The sequence below is a fragment of the Neisseria sp. Marseille-Q2251 genome, from assembly GCF_940793045.1.
Taxonomy (GTDB): Bacteria; Pseudomonadota; Gammaproteobacteria; order Burkholderiales; family Neisseriaceae; genus Neisseria.
This window is the reverse complement of sequence record NZ_CALNWV010000054.1, coordinates 1-13,895: the sequence shown is the minus strand read 5'-3', so window position 1 is coordinate 13,895 and position 13,895 is coordinate 1. Positions and strand designations below refer to the sequence as shown.

The following is a 13,895-nucleotide window of genomic DNA, read 5'->3' as shown; positions in this document are numbered from 1 at the left end:
GTGGGAAGCGGTCGATGTGTTTGGCGATCATGGCTTGTGCGGTTTGTTGGAAGAAGGTGCTCATGAGAAATCCCCTAAATGTCTTGGTGGGAATTTAGGGGATTTTGGGGAATTTTGCAAAGGTCTCTATCTGTACTGTCTGCGGCTTCGTCGCCTTATCCTGATTTAAATTTAATCCACTATAATTTTAGCCTTAGGTACGTTTATTTGCTTTGAGTACATAAAAGGTCGTCTGAAACCTGTTTCAGACGACCTTTTATTGTAAAAATCTATAAATTTAATAGATAATAACTAATCTCATATTATCAAGCTAGAAAAGATAACCCGCTGATTAGCTTGATATTTAATATAGTTAAATTATGTTAACTAAAACATACGCTATCCAAACCTGATTTCACAATTGATTTAAATCATAATATATTGTGTCCAAATCTCTAAAATACCCGAAATCATACTAGATATTGATTTTCGAATAACAAACTACAAGAGTCGAGGAACGCAAAATGCCGAAAATCCCTGAGTTGGTTTGTCCCGCCGGTAATCTGCCTGCTTTGAAGACGGCGGTGGACAATGGCGCGGACACGGTTTATATGGGGCTGAAAGATGCGACAAATGCGCGCAATTTTCCGGGGCTGAATTTCGATATGAAATCGGCGCAGGAAGGAGTGGCTTACGCACATGCGCGTGGCCGCAATGTGTTGATGGCAATCAATACTTTTGCCCAGGCGGGGCAAATCGAGCGGTGGCATCGGGCTGTCGATACGGCGGTGCAGCTGGGGGCGGACGCGATAATCGTCGCCGACCCTGCGATTATGGCTTATGCCGCCGAGCGTCATCCTGATTTGAGGCTGCACATGTCGGTGCAGGGTTCGGCGACCAATTATGAAGCCATCAATATAATGAAGGAGCTGTTTGGCATCCGCCGTGCCGTGCTGCCGCGCGTTTTGACGGTCGATCAGGTCAAGCATGTGATTGACAATACAGATGTGGAAATCGAAGTGTTCGGTTTCGGCAGCCTGTGCGTGATGGTGGAAGGCCGCTGCATCTTGTCGAGCTATGCGACGGGCGAATCGCCGAATATGCAAGGCGTGTGTTCGCCGGCGAAGGCGGTGCGCTGGGAGCAGTTGCCCGACCGCATGAACGTGCGGCTGAACCAGGTGTTAATCGACCAGTACAAACCGGACGAACCGGCAGGCTATCCGACCTTGTGCAAAGGCCGTTTTGAAGTCAATGACGAAACCTATTACGCGCTGGAAGAGCCGACCAGCCTGAATGTTTTGGAAATGTTGCCCGAACTCATCAAAATCGGTGTATCCGCCATCAAAATCGAAGGCCGCCAGCGCAGCCCGATGTACACGGCGCAGGTTACCAAATCGCTGCGGCAGGCTTTAGACGCGGCCGTTGCCGATCCGGTGCATTTCAAAGTCAATTCGGTGTGGAACAACGCGCTGAGCAAGATTTCGGAAGGGCATCAGACGACCTTGGGCGCATACAGCCGTCCGTGGAAATAAGGGAGGAGGAAAAATGAACCCGATGAAATTATCGTTGGGGCCGGTTTTGTTTTTCTGGCAGAAGGAAGCCTTGCTGGAATTTTACGCTGGCATACTGGATGCGCCGGTGGACACCATTTATCTGGGCGAAGTGGTGTGTTCGCGCCGCCAGAAAATGCGTTTTGCCGACTGGGTCAGCCTGGCGGAAGATTTGGCGGAAAGCGGCAAAGAGATTATTTTGTCGTCGCAGGTGCTGCTGGAAAGCGAATCCGATTTGAAACGCCTGCGCAAAATAACTGGGCAGGACAAATTCAAAGTCGAAGCCAACGACATGGGCGCGGTCAAATTGGCGCGCGAACACGGCATTCCGTTTGTCGTCGGCGCCAGCCTGAACATTTACAACGAAAGCACGCTGGCACTGTTCCAAAAACTGGGCGCATACCGCTGGATTGCGCCGTCTGAGTTGAGCCGCGACAAAGTTGCTGAAATCATCAAGGCTTCAGACGACATCGAAACGGAATTGTTTGCTTGGGGCAAAATGCCGCTTGCTTATTCGTCGCGCTGCTTTACCGCGCGGCATTACAACCTGAACAAAGACGGCTGCGAATTCCGCTGCTTGGATTACGAGCAAGGCATGGACATGAATACCCGCGAAGGCAAACCGTTTTTAACCATCAACGGCATCCAAACCATGTCTTACGGCTGCCAAAACCTGCTGCCGCACCATGAGGATTTGCGGCAAATCGGCGTGAACATGCTACGCCTGTCGCCGCAAATGCACGGCATGGTGGAAATCGTCCGTATCCACCGCGACGTATTGGACGGCAAAACCGCCCTGGCGGATGCGCTGCCCGAATTGGAAAGACTGACCACCGGCACGCTGGTGGACGGCTATTGGCACGGCCAGCCGGGTATCGAAGCCGTGAAGGAGGAATATTATGGCGTTGCCTGAAATCGTATTGCCCAAATGGGCGGGAAAAATCGGCGGAAAATTACCGGGCAGGCCACCGCGCTTCGCTTTGGTTTTTGCCCTCAACACCATGCTCAAACGCGGATTGCTGCCCGCCGACATGAGCCTGTTTGACGGCCGCACCTTTGAAATCGACGTATTGGACGCGGGCATCAAGGTGCGTTTCACTGCCAATGCCGAAAAATTCATCGACGCGGATTTCTTCGGTACGCCCGATTTGCGCCTTGCCGCCAACGGCATCGACTTTATGCGCATGATGATGCGCGAGGAAGACCCGGATACTTTGTTCTTCAACCGCAAACTGCAAATTGAAGGCGATACCGAGCTTGGGCTGATTACCAAAAACCTGCTCGACAGCGTGGACTGGCCGTTCGGAGATTGGTTTTTGAAGCGGCAGTTGTCCGACTGAACGCAGGGTTTCACATTTGGATTTGAAGTGCAAAGATTTTCCAAGCAGAAAGTCTAGTGCACATTAGTGGGAGCATGAATCAAATGAAAATACCAATGAGCCGCTTTGACAGTATTTTTTGAAAGGGAAGGATTTCAAGCAAATTTAGACATGTCCTGGTACACCATATACAGTAGTGCCGAACAACACACCCACATAAACGTTGTGTTATCCGGCACCAAATGAGGTACTTCTTAAACGGGTTTGCTCAATTAAATTAGATGTTGCACTTAAAATCCAGATCTTCCAGCTACTTTGCTCATCTATCGTAACGGAGCAAACTTAATGCTTATCATGTTGTTGCATATATTCTATCCAAAATTCGGCATTCTCAACTCCCGCTTGACGTGGGTCGAACACCGGATCAAGGCCGGCTTTTTTCTGGCGGTCGTAATCATGCAGCGCACGTAAGGCGGGTTTACTGAGAAATACAATGGCAATCAGGTTGAGATAACACATGCTGCCGAAGCCTATATCGCCCAAGCCCCACATCAGGCTGGCGGACTGCACGCTGCCGGTAAACACCACCACTAAAAACACCACCCGCAGAATCATACTGAGTATCGGGTATTTCAGCTTTTGGTCGAGATAAAGCAGCGCAGTTTCGGCGATGTAGTAATAAGCCAGCAGGCAGGTGAAAGCGAAGAAGAAGATACCGACCACCACAAATGCGCCGCCGAAATCGCCGAACACGGTACCCAACGCAGCCTGCGTGTAAGCAGAGCCGGCTTCCACGCCGGGAATATTTTCCACAAGCGGCGTTTCCATGCCGACCAGATGTACGTTATACATACCGGTAATCAGAATCATGATAGCCGTGGAGGTGCAGACAATCACGGTATCGATATATACCGAAAAGCTTTGTACCAAACCTTGTTTCACGGGATGGCTTACTTCAGCGGCAGCCGAGCTGAACGTCGCTTCACCCGCACCGGCTACATTAGAGAACACGGCACGGCGCACCCCCCAGGAAATCGCGCTACCAACAATTCCGCCTAATACCGCGTCTGTGCCAAATGCGCTACCTATAATCAGGTTTAAAGTTTCGGGAATTTTCGAGGCGTGGCTTACCAATACAATCAACATCAGACCGACATAACCCACAGCCATCAGGGGGATAATGCGGTCAGCGGCACGGGCGATGCGTTTGGTGCCGCCGAAAACTAAAAATGCCAACATTGCGGAAACCGCCGTGCCGCTAACCCAGGCAGACAGGCCGAAGGCATTTTCAAACGAGGTGGCAATAGTATTGGCCTGAATGCCCGGCACCAACACGCCGTAGCTCAGGAAAATCACCACGGCTACCAGCACGGCAAAGGCTTTCAGTTTTAAGCCGCGCTCAATGTAGTAAGGAGAGCCGCCGCGATATTCAGTGCCGACTTTGACTTTATAAATCTGAGCCAAAGTCGATTCTACAAACGCGCTGGCGCCGCCCAACAGCGCCATCACAATCATCCAAAATACAGAGCCCGGACCTCCCGCGGCAATGGCGGTCGCTACGCCGGCGATATTGCCGACACCGATGCGCCCCGAAAGCGACATACAGAATGCCTGAAACGAAGAAATCCCCGCACCTGATTCCTGCTTTTCTTTCAGCAGGCGGATCATTTCGGGCAAATAGCGAAATTGCACTCCTTTAGTAATAACGGTGAAATACAGACCGACGGCCAAAGCCAGATAAACCAAGCCGTTGCCCCAGATATAATCCACCAGCGTACTGACTATCTTTTCCATCTCTTCTCCTTTGCGGTTTTATGTTGTTATCTGAGGTCGTCTGAAAAAAGGTTTGGCTTGGTAAGAGCTGCCAGTTTCAGACGACCTGAGCTTTATTTTGTGTTATTCCATAAACCAAATGGTTTTTGCCTGAGTGTATTGCTCAAACGCTTCCACTCCTTTGTCGCGACCGCCGAAGCCGGATTGTTTGTAGCCGCCGAACGGCGTGGCAATACTGCCTTCCGAAAAACCGTTTACCGATACCGTACCTGCCTGAATTTTGCGGGCAACACGGTGGGCGCGGCTTACATTGGATGTGTAGAACGAAGCGGCCAGTCCGTAATCCGATTGGTTCGCCAAACGGACGGCTTCTTCTTCGCTGCTGAATGTGGTTACCGCCAGCACCGGGCCGAATATTTCTTCCTTAAACACAGTCATATCCGCAGTTACACCGTCGATAATCGCCGGATCGAAATACCAGCCTTCGCCGGCTTGACCGCCGGTGATCAGTTTGCCGCCCTCTTTCAGTGCGGTATCGAAATAACGGCACACCTTATCAAAATGAGCTTCTTCCACCATCGGACCGAGGTTGGTTTCAGGCAGACGTGGGTCGCCGACTTTCCAGCCCTGCTTGAGTTCGTCTGAAAGTTTGGCCAGCAGAGCATCTTTGATGCTTGCTTCTACAATCAGGCGCGAACCGCAGCTGCAGTTTTCGCCCATATTCCAGAAAGCGGCGGCTAAAATCGACGATACCGCTTTGTCTATATCCGCATCGGCAAACACGATTTGCGGGCTTTTACCGCCACATTCCAAGACGATTTCTTTCAGGTTGCTTTGCGCTGAATATTCCAAGAAATAGCGGCCGACTTCGGTCGAGCCGGTAAAGGCCACCATATCCACATCTTGATGCATGCCCAAAGCTTTGCCGACCGTTTCACCCAAGCCGCACACCAGTGTCAGCGCTGCTTCAGGCACGCCCGCTTCATGCGCCAGCTGCACCATGCGGTAGGCGCTCAGCGAAGTCAGTTCGGCAGGTTTTACAATCACCGAATTGCCCGCCGCCAAAGCAGGTGCCACTTTCCATGCAAACATCTGCGCGGGGAAGTTCCACGGCAACACTACGCCGACCACGCCGACTGGCTCATGCACAATCAAACCCAGTGCGTCGTTGCCGGTTGGGGCGACGCGGCCGAAGGCTTTATCCACATATTCAGCGTAGAAATAAAAGGTCTCAATGGTGGCGGGCATATCGGTGTTGATGCACTCGCTGATGGGCTTGCCCGCATCGATACAGTCCAACGCAGCCAACTCTTCGGCGTGTTCTTCAATCAACTGAGCCCAACGCAGCAGTACGGCACGTCTTTCAGATGGGCTTTTGCCTGCCCAAAGGTCGTCTGAAAACGCAGAACGCGCGGCACGCACGGCGGCATCTATATCCTGTTCGCTCCCGTCGGCGATGTAGCCGATGAGGGAATTGTCGATGGGGGTGCGGTTTTCCAGCTTTCTGCCTGAATCGGCATGGTTAGGAATCAAATGTCCTGCCCACAGGTTGCCTGCTTTGGCGGCATCGAAGATTTGTTCAACGGTTTTCATACGGCAGCTCCTTCATTTCAACAAAGCCGTAAATTCAGCGGCTTCCTGCGCGGTCAGGTTATGCAGCGGCAGGCGCACTTTGCCGGCGGGCTTGGTGCCGTTTAAGCAACCGATTTTGGCTTTTTGGTTGTAGTCGCCCGATTCCATCGAATGCAGGGCGGGATAGAGGTCAGTCAGAATCTGGCGTGCTTTGTCCCAATCTTGGGCTTGGGCTGCGTTAAACAGGGCAACCTGCTCACCGGGGAAAACGTTAGCCGCGCCAGCAATCCAGCTTTTTACGCCCCAGAAGAAGAAATCCAAAGGTTGGTCGTCGCAGCCGCACACCACTTGGAAATTATCGAATTTCGCCTGAATCATACGCAGCGCATTGGAGAAATTGCCGGTGCTTTCTTTGATTCCGACGATGTTGGGATGCTTCGCCAAATGCGCTACGGTATCGAATTCGAGTTCTACACCGATGCGCGCAGGGAAGTTGTAGAGAATAATCGGCAAGTCGGTTTTAGACGCCACATATTCAAAATGTTCGATGATGCCTTGTTGCGATGGCAGGCTGTATGGCGGTGCCGACAGCATCAGGCCGTCGTAGCCTAATTCTTTAGCGCGGATGGCGCGTTGCGCAGCCACTTCGCTCGACATATCGCTGACACCTGCAATCAGCGTACAGCGGCCGGCAGCGGCCTTTACGATGGTGTTCAATACGGTTTCGCGCTCGGCTTCCGACAAGGCGTAATACTCGCCTGTGGTACCGCAGGCTACGATGCCGCGCACGCCTTTAGCAATAAACGCGTCCACCAACTCGGCAAGCAACGCGGTGTCCACTTGATTGTCGGCGGTAAACGGGGTAACGATGGGAACTAAAATACCTTCGATATTCATATGTTTCTCCTCTTGAGATGAATAGTGAATCATTTTTAAAAACTACATCCGTCAATATTCGGACTTGATCCGAATATGACACGCCCTAGCTGGCGAAACGGTTAAAACGGTAAGGACTTAAATCGATTGCAGGCTGTTCGCCGAAATACAGGGCTTTCACCAGTTTTGCGGTCAACGGCGCTTGAGTCAGTCCCAAATGCTGGTGCCCGAACGCCAGCAAAATGTTTTCTTTGCGGTCGATTACAGGCAAAGAATCAGCAACCGAAGGACGGAACCCCATCCACGACACGGCGTCTTGCCGGTTCAGACGACCTTTGAACATAGGTTCTGCCAAGCGGAAGAGCTGCTCCGCCCGTTCCATATTCGGCGGCGCATCCAGCCCGGCAAACTCCACTGTACCGGCCAGGCGCAAGCCTGCGTTCATGGGCGTCATGATGAATTTGCGCTCGAAGCTGCTCACAGGCACGTTCAAAATATTTTGGCTCTGAGGCAGCATCAAGTGGTAACCGCGTTCCGTATCAAGCGGAATGTCGCTGCCGCACAGCTTTTTCAGCCACGGCTTGGAAAACGCTCCCGCAGCAATCACTACGCGCTTGGCTTCAAACGCTTTTCCGCCGCTGCTGATACGGAATAGGTCGTCTGAAAATGATTGGATGTCGGAAACTTCGGTATGTTCACTAATCGTACCTCCCGCCTGCACAAAAGCGTGCTGCAAATCCGCAGCCATTCTCGCCAAATCAACTACATGACCGGTATCGGGGTAAAACAGCGCGCCGAGTTGCGTATCAACCAGAGCCGGTTCGCGCTCGTGTAGGCTGGATTGGTCGATCCATTCGTTGACTACGCCCAATTCATTTAACGCCCTGCCGTGCTTTTGCAACGCCGCCTGCCCACTTTTGGTTTCGCAAACCAGCAGCGAGCCGTCGATACGGATATGTTGTTCCACCCCCCATTCCTGTGCAAACTCCCTCCACGCAGCCAAAGCAAGACTGTTGAGCGCCATCAGTGCGCGGTGGCTGCGTTGGAAACGTTCGGGTGTGAGATTGCGCAGCAGGTTGAACAGCCACGGTGTGATTTTCGGCAGGTATTTCCAGTCCAGTCTCAACGGGCCGAGCGGGTCGAGCAACATTTTCGGCAGCTGCTTGAGCACATCGGGTGATGCAATCGGGAATACCTGCTCGGTGGCGATATGTCCGGCATTGCCGTAAGACGCGCCGCCGCAAACAGTATCGCGTTCCAACAACAGTACGCTTTCGCCACAGCGCTGCAATTCCAGTGCGATACTCAAGCCGACAATACCGCCGCCAACCACGGCTGCAGAAAAAATTTTGCTGTTCATGATGTTTCGATTCCGTAGCGGAACGGGTCATCCGCGTTTACAAAAATCTCTGATGCCGCATGAATGTGCGCCTCTCCTTTGATGGTCGGTATGATCAGACGCTCCGGATGCAGGTCGTCTGAAAGTGTTTCATAAGAAGCAGCAAAGCGGCTGCCGATTACGCTTTCCTGCACCCACTCTTTTTCAGGTGGCCACACGCCGTCTGCAGCCAAACAGGCCATCTTCGCACTGGTGCCTGTGCCGCAAGGCGAGCGGTCGTAGGCTTTGCCGGGGCAAAGCACGAAGCTGCGGCTGTTTGCCGTATCGGTTTTGCCGAAAAGCTCGATGTGGTCGATTTCCTGTCCGTCTTTGCCAGTGATGCCCTGAGCGTTTAGTGCGGTGCGGATGCGCCATGAAACATCGGTCAGTTGTTCCAGATTGTCGGGCGCGATGGTGCAGCCGTGGTTGTTCACCAAGAAAAACCAGTTGCCGCCCCAAGCAATATCGCCGGTGATACTGCCGATGCCCTCAACGTCAAGCGACACGTCTTTACGGTAACGGTAAGACGGCACATTGCGCACGCTCACCGAGCCGTCTTCATGCAGCGTGCAGCGCACATTGCCTACCGGCGTCTCGATGGTGTGCGTGCCGACATCAATACGTTTAAGATGTTGAAGTGTTTTAATCAAACCGATGGTGCCGTGGCCGCACATGCCTAGATAGCCGCTGTTGTTGAAGAAAATCACGCCGGCGGCAGAAGCAGGGTCTTGTGGCTTACACAACAACGCCCCAACCAAAACTTCCGAACCGCGCGGCTCCAAAATCAACGCGCGGCGCAAATGGTCGAAACGATTGGCAAAATCGGCACTCTGCTCCTGCAAACTACTGCCGGAAAGCTCGGGGAATCCGCCGTAAACCACACGGGTCGGCTCGCCGCCGGTGTGGGAATCAATCACGGAAAAAGTATATTCGGTATTCGGCATAGCAAAATCCTATCGCTAAATAAACTTCCGTTAACCTTACAAAACCGCTGCGGCCGTCGTCTTGATGAATTTCCCGTTTTTTGTGCAGAAATGTGCATACTCAAGCAAAGCCAAAACAGAAATGCCTGTCTGAAACACTATTTTCAGACAGGCATTTCTACACTTCGCCGTTATCTTGATTTCTTAAATTCAGACGGCGCCAAGCCCACCAAAGCCTTAAACTGCCGAGTGAATGCACTGTGATCGGAATAGCCGCAGCGGGCGGAAATTTCCGTTACCGACAAGCCCGTTTCCAGCATTGCCATGGCTGCTTCGATGCGCACTTTTTGGATGTATTGCGAAGGTGTGATGTGAAAAATCTTTTTGAAATAACGCTCGATTTGGGCGGTAGAAAGGCGCGAAACGGCTTCCAGGTCTTTCATCTTGATGCTTTGGTCGAAATGGCCGGCGATGTATTTTTCAAGCAACGCGATTTTTTTATTCAACTCGGGACGGTTGCTGTCATTGGTTTCCACATCGACAGACACGCCGAGCATGGCAATAATTTCACCTAAAGGATTGCGCACCGGCATTTTATGCGTGATACACCAGCCCAGTTCGCCGGAAGCATACGTATGCAGCTCCAGCCTGTTGCTGATGATTTTTCCATTACTCAGCACTTCCTTGTCCTGTTGCGTATAACTCTGTCCCCATTCAGACTGAAACAAGTTTTCAGATGTTTTTCCGATCAAAGCCGCCATATCGGGTAATTGCAAACGATGCAGTAGGGTATCGTTGGCATAGACATACTCTGCTTTCGTGTTTTTTACAAAAAACACTGTACTGGGCAACACTTGCAATACAGGTGCAAACATGTGCAGACTGCGGATAAGGTCATCCACATTTTCCGGACAAACTGAAAGAGGGAGAGGGATGAAAGGCATGGTTGTTGATATCCGTGAAAGTTACAATAATATAGTGGATTAAATTTAAATCAGAACAAGGCGACGAAGCCGCAGACAGTACAGATAGTACGGCAAGGCGAGGCAACGCCGTACTGGTTTAAAGTTAATCCACTATAAAATATCTCGAATCATTGCAGGTATACATCTAAATACACTTTGAACATACGCGAAGCCAAAGCTGCCGTCCAGCTTGAATTTTCAGATTCATTAGTAGCGCCGCCCATTTTTTTCACAAAAATAGCAGAGGCGGTAAAAACATACTTGACTGAATAATCATGTGTTTTCCTAATTTTTACTGCTGATTTTGATTTCAAAATAAAAAGGTCGTCTGAAACCTGTTTCCAGTTTTCAGACGACCTTCTTTCACCTGCATTCGGCTTAAACCGTCATCAGTCTTTCAATGCAGCCAATACTTTGCCGGCGATTTCATTCAGGCTTACGGTTTGCGCCTGATTGTCGCGGCGTTCGGCGTATTCGACATTGCCTTCTTTCAAGGCGCGGTCGCCGATGACGATGCGGTGCGGGATGCCCAGAAGCTCGGAATCGTTGAGCAATACGCCTGCACGTTCGTCGCGGTCATCCAACAATACATCCGCGCCTGCCGCCAGCAGTTCGGCGTAAATTTTGTCGGCGGCTTCGCGTACGGCGTCTGATTTTTTGTAGTTCATCGGCACGATAACGACTTCAAACGGCGCCATCGCTTTTGTCCAAATGATGCCTTTTTCGTCGTTGTTCTGCTCGATGGCGGCGGCTACGACGCGGGTGATGCCGATACCGTAGCAGCCCATTTCCATGATTTGCGATTTGCCGTTGTTGTCGAGGAAGCTTACGTTCATGGCTTTGGTGTATTTGTCGCGCAACTGGAAGACGTGTCCGACTTCGATGCCGCGTGCGAGTTTCAGACGACCTTGTCCGTCGGGGCTTTCGTCGCCTTCGACGACGTTGCGCAAATCGACAAATTCAGGCTCGGCGGCATCGCGGCCGAAGTTGAAACCGGTATAGTGGTAGTCGTCTTCGTTCGCGCCAATGACCCAGTCCGCGCCTTTTTCGGTGGCGAAATCGGCATAGACTTTGCCTGTGAAGCCGACGGGGCCGAGCGAGCCGCCGTTTGCGCCGAACTGCGCACGGATGGCGGCAGGGTCTGCCATGGTCAGCGGCGATTTCACGCCTGCGAGTTTTTCGGCTTTGATGTCGTTGAACTCATGGTCGCCGCGCAACAGCAATAAGACGATTTCGCCTTCGTTTTTGCCTTCGACCACGATGGATTTCAGTGTTTTTTCAATCGGAATGCTGAGGAAATCAACCAATGAATCAATGGTTTTGACGTTCGGCGTGTGTACTTTGGCCAGCTCTGCCTGGGCGGCCGCGCGTTCGCCTTTGAGTGGCAAGGTCGGTGCCAGCTCGATATTGGCGGCGTAATCGGAAGTGTCGCTGTACGCAATCACATCTTCGCCGCTTTCCGCCAACACTTGAAACTCGTGCGAACCGGTGCCGCCGATGCTGCCGGTGTCTGCGGCAACGGGACGGAATTCCAGGCCCAGACGGGTGAAGATGCGGCAGTAAGCGTCATACATTGCATCATAGGTCGTCTGAAGCGAGGTGTAGTCGGCATGGAAGGAATAAGCGTCTTTCATGACGAACTCGCGCGCGCGCATCACGCCGAAGCGCGGACGCACTTCGTCGCGGAATTTGGTTTGGATGTGGTAAAAGTTTTTCGGCAGCTGTTTGTAGCTGTTGATTTCTTTGCGCACGATGTCGGCGATGACTTCCTCGCAGGTCGGGCCCATGCAGAAATCGCGGTCGTGGCGGTCTTTCAGGCGCAGCAGTTCTTTACCGTAAAATTCCCAGCGGCCGGATTCCTGCCACAGCTCGGCAGGCTGCACCACCGGCATCAGCAACTCCACGCTGCCCGCGCGCGCCATTTCTTCGCGCACGACGTTTTCGACTTTACGCAACACGCGCAGCCCCATCGGCATCCAAGTATAAAGGCCGGACGCGTTGGCTTTAATCAGGCCGGCGCGAATCATCAGCTTGTGGCTGGCAAGCGCGGCTTCGGCGGGGGCTTCTTTCAGGGTGGAAATGAAAAATTGGCTGGCTTTCATGGTGTGTTTTTCTGTGTAAAAAAGTAAGCGCGTATTGTAACGCGAAAGGCAGGGGGATTGAAGTTTTTCCCCATAGGGCGACAGCCGCTGCCTTGCTTGTCCAGCCAACTCATTTGACATTTATCGGGCGTGTCAATCACTTTTTATACACAATCCCGCATTGGCTTGTTTTGCTTATAGATTTTTCCCATAAAGGCTTTGAAATTTTTTATTTTTATAACTAATTGATTTTATTGTATTTTATTTGATTATTTTTTAAGCACCGAAAGGCTTGGGTTGTTCCAAAAGCAAAAATTCCGATTACCCAAAGCTTATCAACAAACTTATCCACAGAGTTTGTGTATAGATTGGTGTCGTCTGAAACCATACCGTTCGATAGGTTTTTAAAAGCCCGTAACGCGGTCTTTCTGTTAAGATGATGCCTTCACTTTTTTCACGTCATCCCATCTATGTCCGCACACGAATTACACCTGCTTTCCCGCGCCAAAATGTTCAACGGCCATCAAGAGCAATACCGCTGCTTTTCCGAAACCTGTCAAACCGACATGACTTTCGGCATCTACCTGCCGCCGCAGGTATTGAAAGGCTATCCCGCACCGGTTTTGTATTTCTTGTCGGGACTGCACGGCGACGGCTCGGAACTGATACGCCAAACCGGCATCCAGCGTTTCGCCGCGCAATGGAACATCATCGTCGTTTTCCCCGACACCTCGCCGCGCGGCAGCCATATCAGCGACAGTACGGACGAGTTTATCGGACAAGGTGCGGGATTTTACGTCGATGCGACCGCACAGCCGTGGGCGGCGCATTATCAGATGTACAGCCATATCAGCCGCGAACTGCCCGAGTGGGTGGAACGGCATTTCCCCGCCACCCAAGAGCGCAGCATCGCGGGTTTCAGCATGGGCGGACACGGCGCGCTTTCCATCGCCTTGAAAAACCCCGGTCGCTATGCCGCCGTTTCCGCGTTTGCACCCTTGTGCCACCCGACTGCCAGCCGAGCCGGAAAGCAAGCGTTTGCCGCCTATCTGGGCAAGGAGTCGGATGCTTGGCAGGCATACGACAGCACATCGCTTATTCAGACGGCCTCACGCAAACTGCCGATACTCATCGACCAAGGCGGCGCCGATCCGCTGTTCCCCAACGAACTGCAACCCGAAGCCTTCGTCAATGCCGCCCGCGCCAACGGCTTCAACGTTCAAGACAAAGTCCGCCCCGGCTACGGACACGATTATTTCTTCATCGCCAGCTTTATCGACTCGCATATCGAGTTTCATGCTGAGGCATTGGGTTTGTAAATCCACTATATAAAGAAAGGTCGTCTGAAAACTTTTGAACTGCACCCCAAAAGTTGGACACATCCCCTCCAACTCACAAGGTGCAGTTTTTTTATGAGCAAATATACATTACACTTCAAATACCAAGCCGTACTCCACTACCTGCATATACGCAGCCAAC

Annotated in this window: 11 protein-coding genes; 4 read left to right on the top strand and 7 right to left on the bottom strand. The window is 51.9% G+C overall.

The features are described from left to right. The first annotated feature begins 503 nt into the window (after positions 1 to 503). From ubiU to ubiT, 3 genes are read left to right on the top strand one after another with little or no spacing between them, the layout of a single operon-like run. Positions 504 to 1,511 carry a ubiquinone anaerobic biosynthesis protein UbiU gene (gene ubiU, locus AAG834_RS12650; protein WP_342032336.1) on the top strand — a complete coding sequence of 336 codons (1,008 nt, stop codon included), beginning with the start codon at positions 504 to 506 and terminating at the stop codon, positions 1,509 to 1,511. A 13-nt stretch (positions 1,512 to 1,524) separates the two neighbouring features. Then, entirely contained in the window at positions 1,525 to 2,442 is a 918-nt protein-coding gene (locus AAG834_RS12645; protein ID WP_342032335.1) for a U32 family peptidase, read from the top strand. Continuing rightward, a complete protein-coding gene (gene ubiT, locus AAG834_RS12640) occupies positions 2,429 to 2,869 on the top strand; it encodes a ubiquinone anaerobic biosynthesis accessory factor UbiT (RefSeq protein WP_070514274.1) in 441 nt (146 codons plus the stop codon). The genes AAG834_RS12645 and ubiT overlap by 14 nt, the downstream gene beginning before the upstream one ends. 321 nt (positions 2,870 to 3,190) lie before the next feature. On the opposite strand, the gene AAG834_RS12635 is transcribed toward ubiT, so the two are convergent. The 7 genes from AAG834_RS12635 to AAG834_RS12605 form a co-directional block, all read right to left on the bottom strand. Further along, positions 3,191 to 4,642, bottom strand: coding sequence for an alanine/glycine:cation symporter family protein (locus AAG834_RS12635; RefSeq protein ID WP_342032334.1), 1,452 nt, complete (start codon positions 4,640 to 4,642; stop codon positions 3,191 to 3,193). A gap of 102 nt (positions 4,643 to 4,744) precedes the next feature. After that, positions 4,745 to 6,214 carry an aldehyde dehydrogenase gene (locus AAG834_RS12630; protein ID WP_342032333.1) on the bottom strand — a complete coding sequence of 490 codons (1,470 nt, stop codon included), beginning with the start codon at positions 6,212 to 6,214 and terminating at the stop codon, positions 4,745 to 4,747. Positions 6,215 to 6,226: 12 nt separating this feature from the next. Continuing rightward, complete coding sequence (gene dapA, locus AAG834_RS12625) at positions 6,227 to 7,090, bottom strand: 4-hydroxy-tetrahydrodipicolinate synthase (RefSeq protein WP_016686763.1); 864 nt, start codon at positions 7,088 to 7,090, stop codon at positions 6,227 to 6,229. An 85-nt stretch (positions 7,091 to 7,175) separates the two neighbouring features. Then, positions 7,176 to 8,429: an NAD(P)/FAD-dependent oxidoreductase gene (locus AAG834_RS12620; protein ID WP_342032332.1), complete on the bottom strand. Its 1,254-nt coding sequence runs from the start codon at positions 8,427 to 8,429 to the stop codon at positions 7,176 to 7,178. Further along, positions 8,426 to 9,391 (bottom strand): proline racemase family protein, encoded by a 966-nt coding sequence (locus AAG834_RS12615; protein ID WP_342032331.1) that lies wholly within the window; start codon positions 9,389 to 9,391, stop codon positions 8,426 to 8,428. The genes AAG834_RS12620 and AAG834_RS12615 overlap by 4 nt, the downstream gene beginning before the upstream one ends. Before the next feature lie 170 nt (positions 9,392 to 9,561). Further along, positions 9,562 to 10,245: an AraC family transcriptional regulator gene (locus AAG834_RS12610; protein ID WP_100206328.1), complete on the bottom strand. Its 684-nt coding sequence runs from the start codon at positions 10,243 to 10,245 to the stop codon at positions 9,562 to 9,564. 479 nt (positions 10,246 to 10,724) lie between these two features. After that, a complete protein-coding gene (locus AAG834_RS12605; RefSeq protein WP_070539231.1) occupies positions 10,725 to 12,437 on the bottom strand; it encodes a proline--tRNA ligase in 1,713 nt (570 codons plus the stop codon). A 449-nt stretch (positions 12,438 to 12,886) separates the two neighbouring features. Here AAG834_RS12605 and fghA point away from each other — a divergent pair, with 449 nt between their 5' ends. After that, the gene (fghA, locus tag AAG834_RS12600) at positions 12,887 to 13,735 is read left to right on the top strand and encodes an S-formylglutathione hydrolase (protein WP_070613136.1); all 849 of its coding nucleotides are present in this window, start codon (positions 12,887 to 12,889) and stop codon (positions 13,733 to 13,735) included. The last annotated feature ends 160 nt before the right edge of the window (positions 13,736 to 13,895 follow it).

Coding starts and splice junctions, on each gene's coding strand:
- AAG834_RS12620 (WP_342032332.1), bottom strand. CDS start 8,429: ATGAACAGCAAAATTTTTTCTGCAGCCGTGGTTGGCGGCGGTATTGTC.
- AAG834_RS12635 (WP_342032334.1), bottom strand. CDS start 4,642: ATGGAAAAGATAGTCAGTACGCTGGTGGATTATATCTGGGGCAACGGC.
- AAG834_RS12605 (WP_070539231.1), bottom strand. CDS start 12,437: ATGAAAGCCAGCCAATTTTTCATTTCCACCCTGAAAGAAGCCCCCGCC.
- ubiT (WP_070514274.1), top strand. CDS start 2,429: ATGGCGTTGCCTGAAATCGTATTGCCCAAATGGGCGGGAAAAATCGGC.
- AAG834_RS12645 (WP_342032335.1), top strand. CDS start 1,525: ATGAACCCGATGAAATTATCGTTGGGGCCGGTTTTGTTTTTCTGGCAG.
- fghA (WP_070613136.1), top strand. CDS start 12,887: ATGTCCGCACACGAATTACACCTGCTTTCCCGCGCCAAAATGTTCAAC.
- AAG834_RS12630 (WP_342032333.1), bottom strand. CDS start 6,214: ATGAAAACCGTTGAACAAATCTTCGATGCCGCCAAAGCAGGCAACCTG.
- AAG834_RS12615 (WP_342032331.1), bottom strand. CDS start 9,391: ATGCCGAATACCGAATATACTTTTTCCGTGATTGATTCCCACACCGGC.
- AAG834_RS12610 (WP_100206328.1), bottom strand. CDS start 10,245: ATGTTTGCACCTGTATTGCAAGTGTTGCCCAGTACAGTGTTTTTTGTA.
- dapA (WP_016686763.1), bottom strand. CDS start 7,090: ATGAATATCGAAGGTATTTTAGTTCCCATCGTTACCCCGTTTACCGCC.
- ubiU (WP_342032336.1), top strand. CDS start 504: ATGCCGAAAATCCCTGAGTTGGTTTGTCCCGCCGGTAATCTGCCTGCT.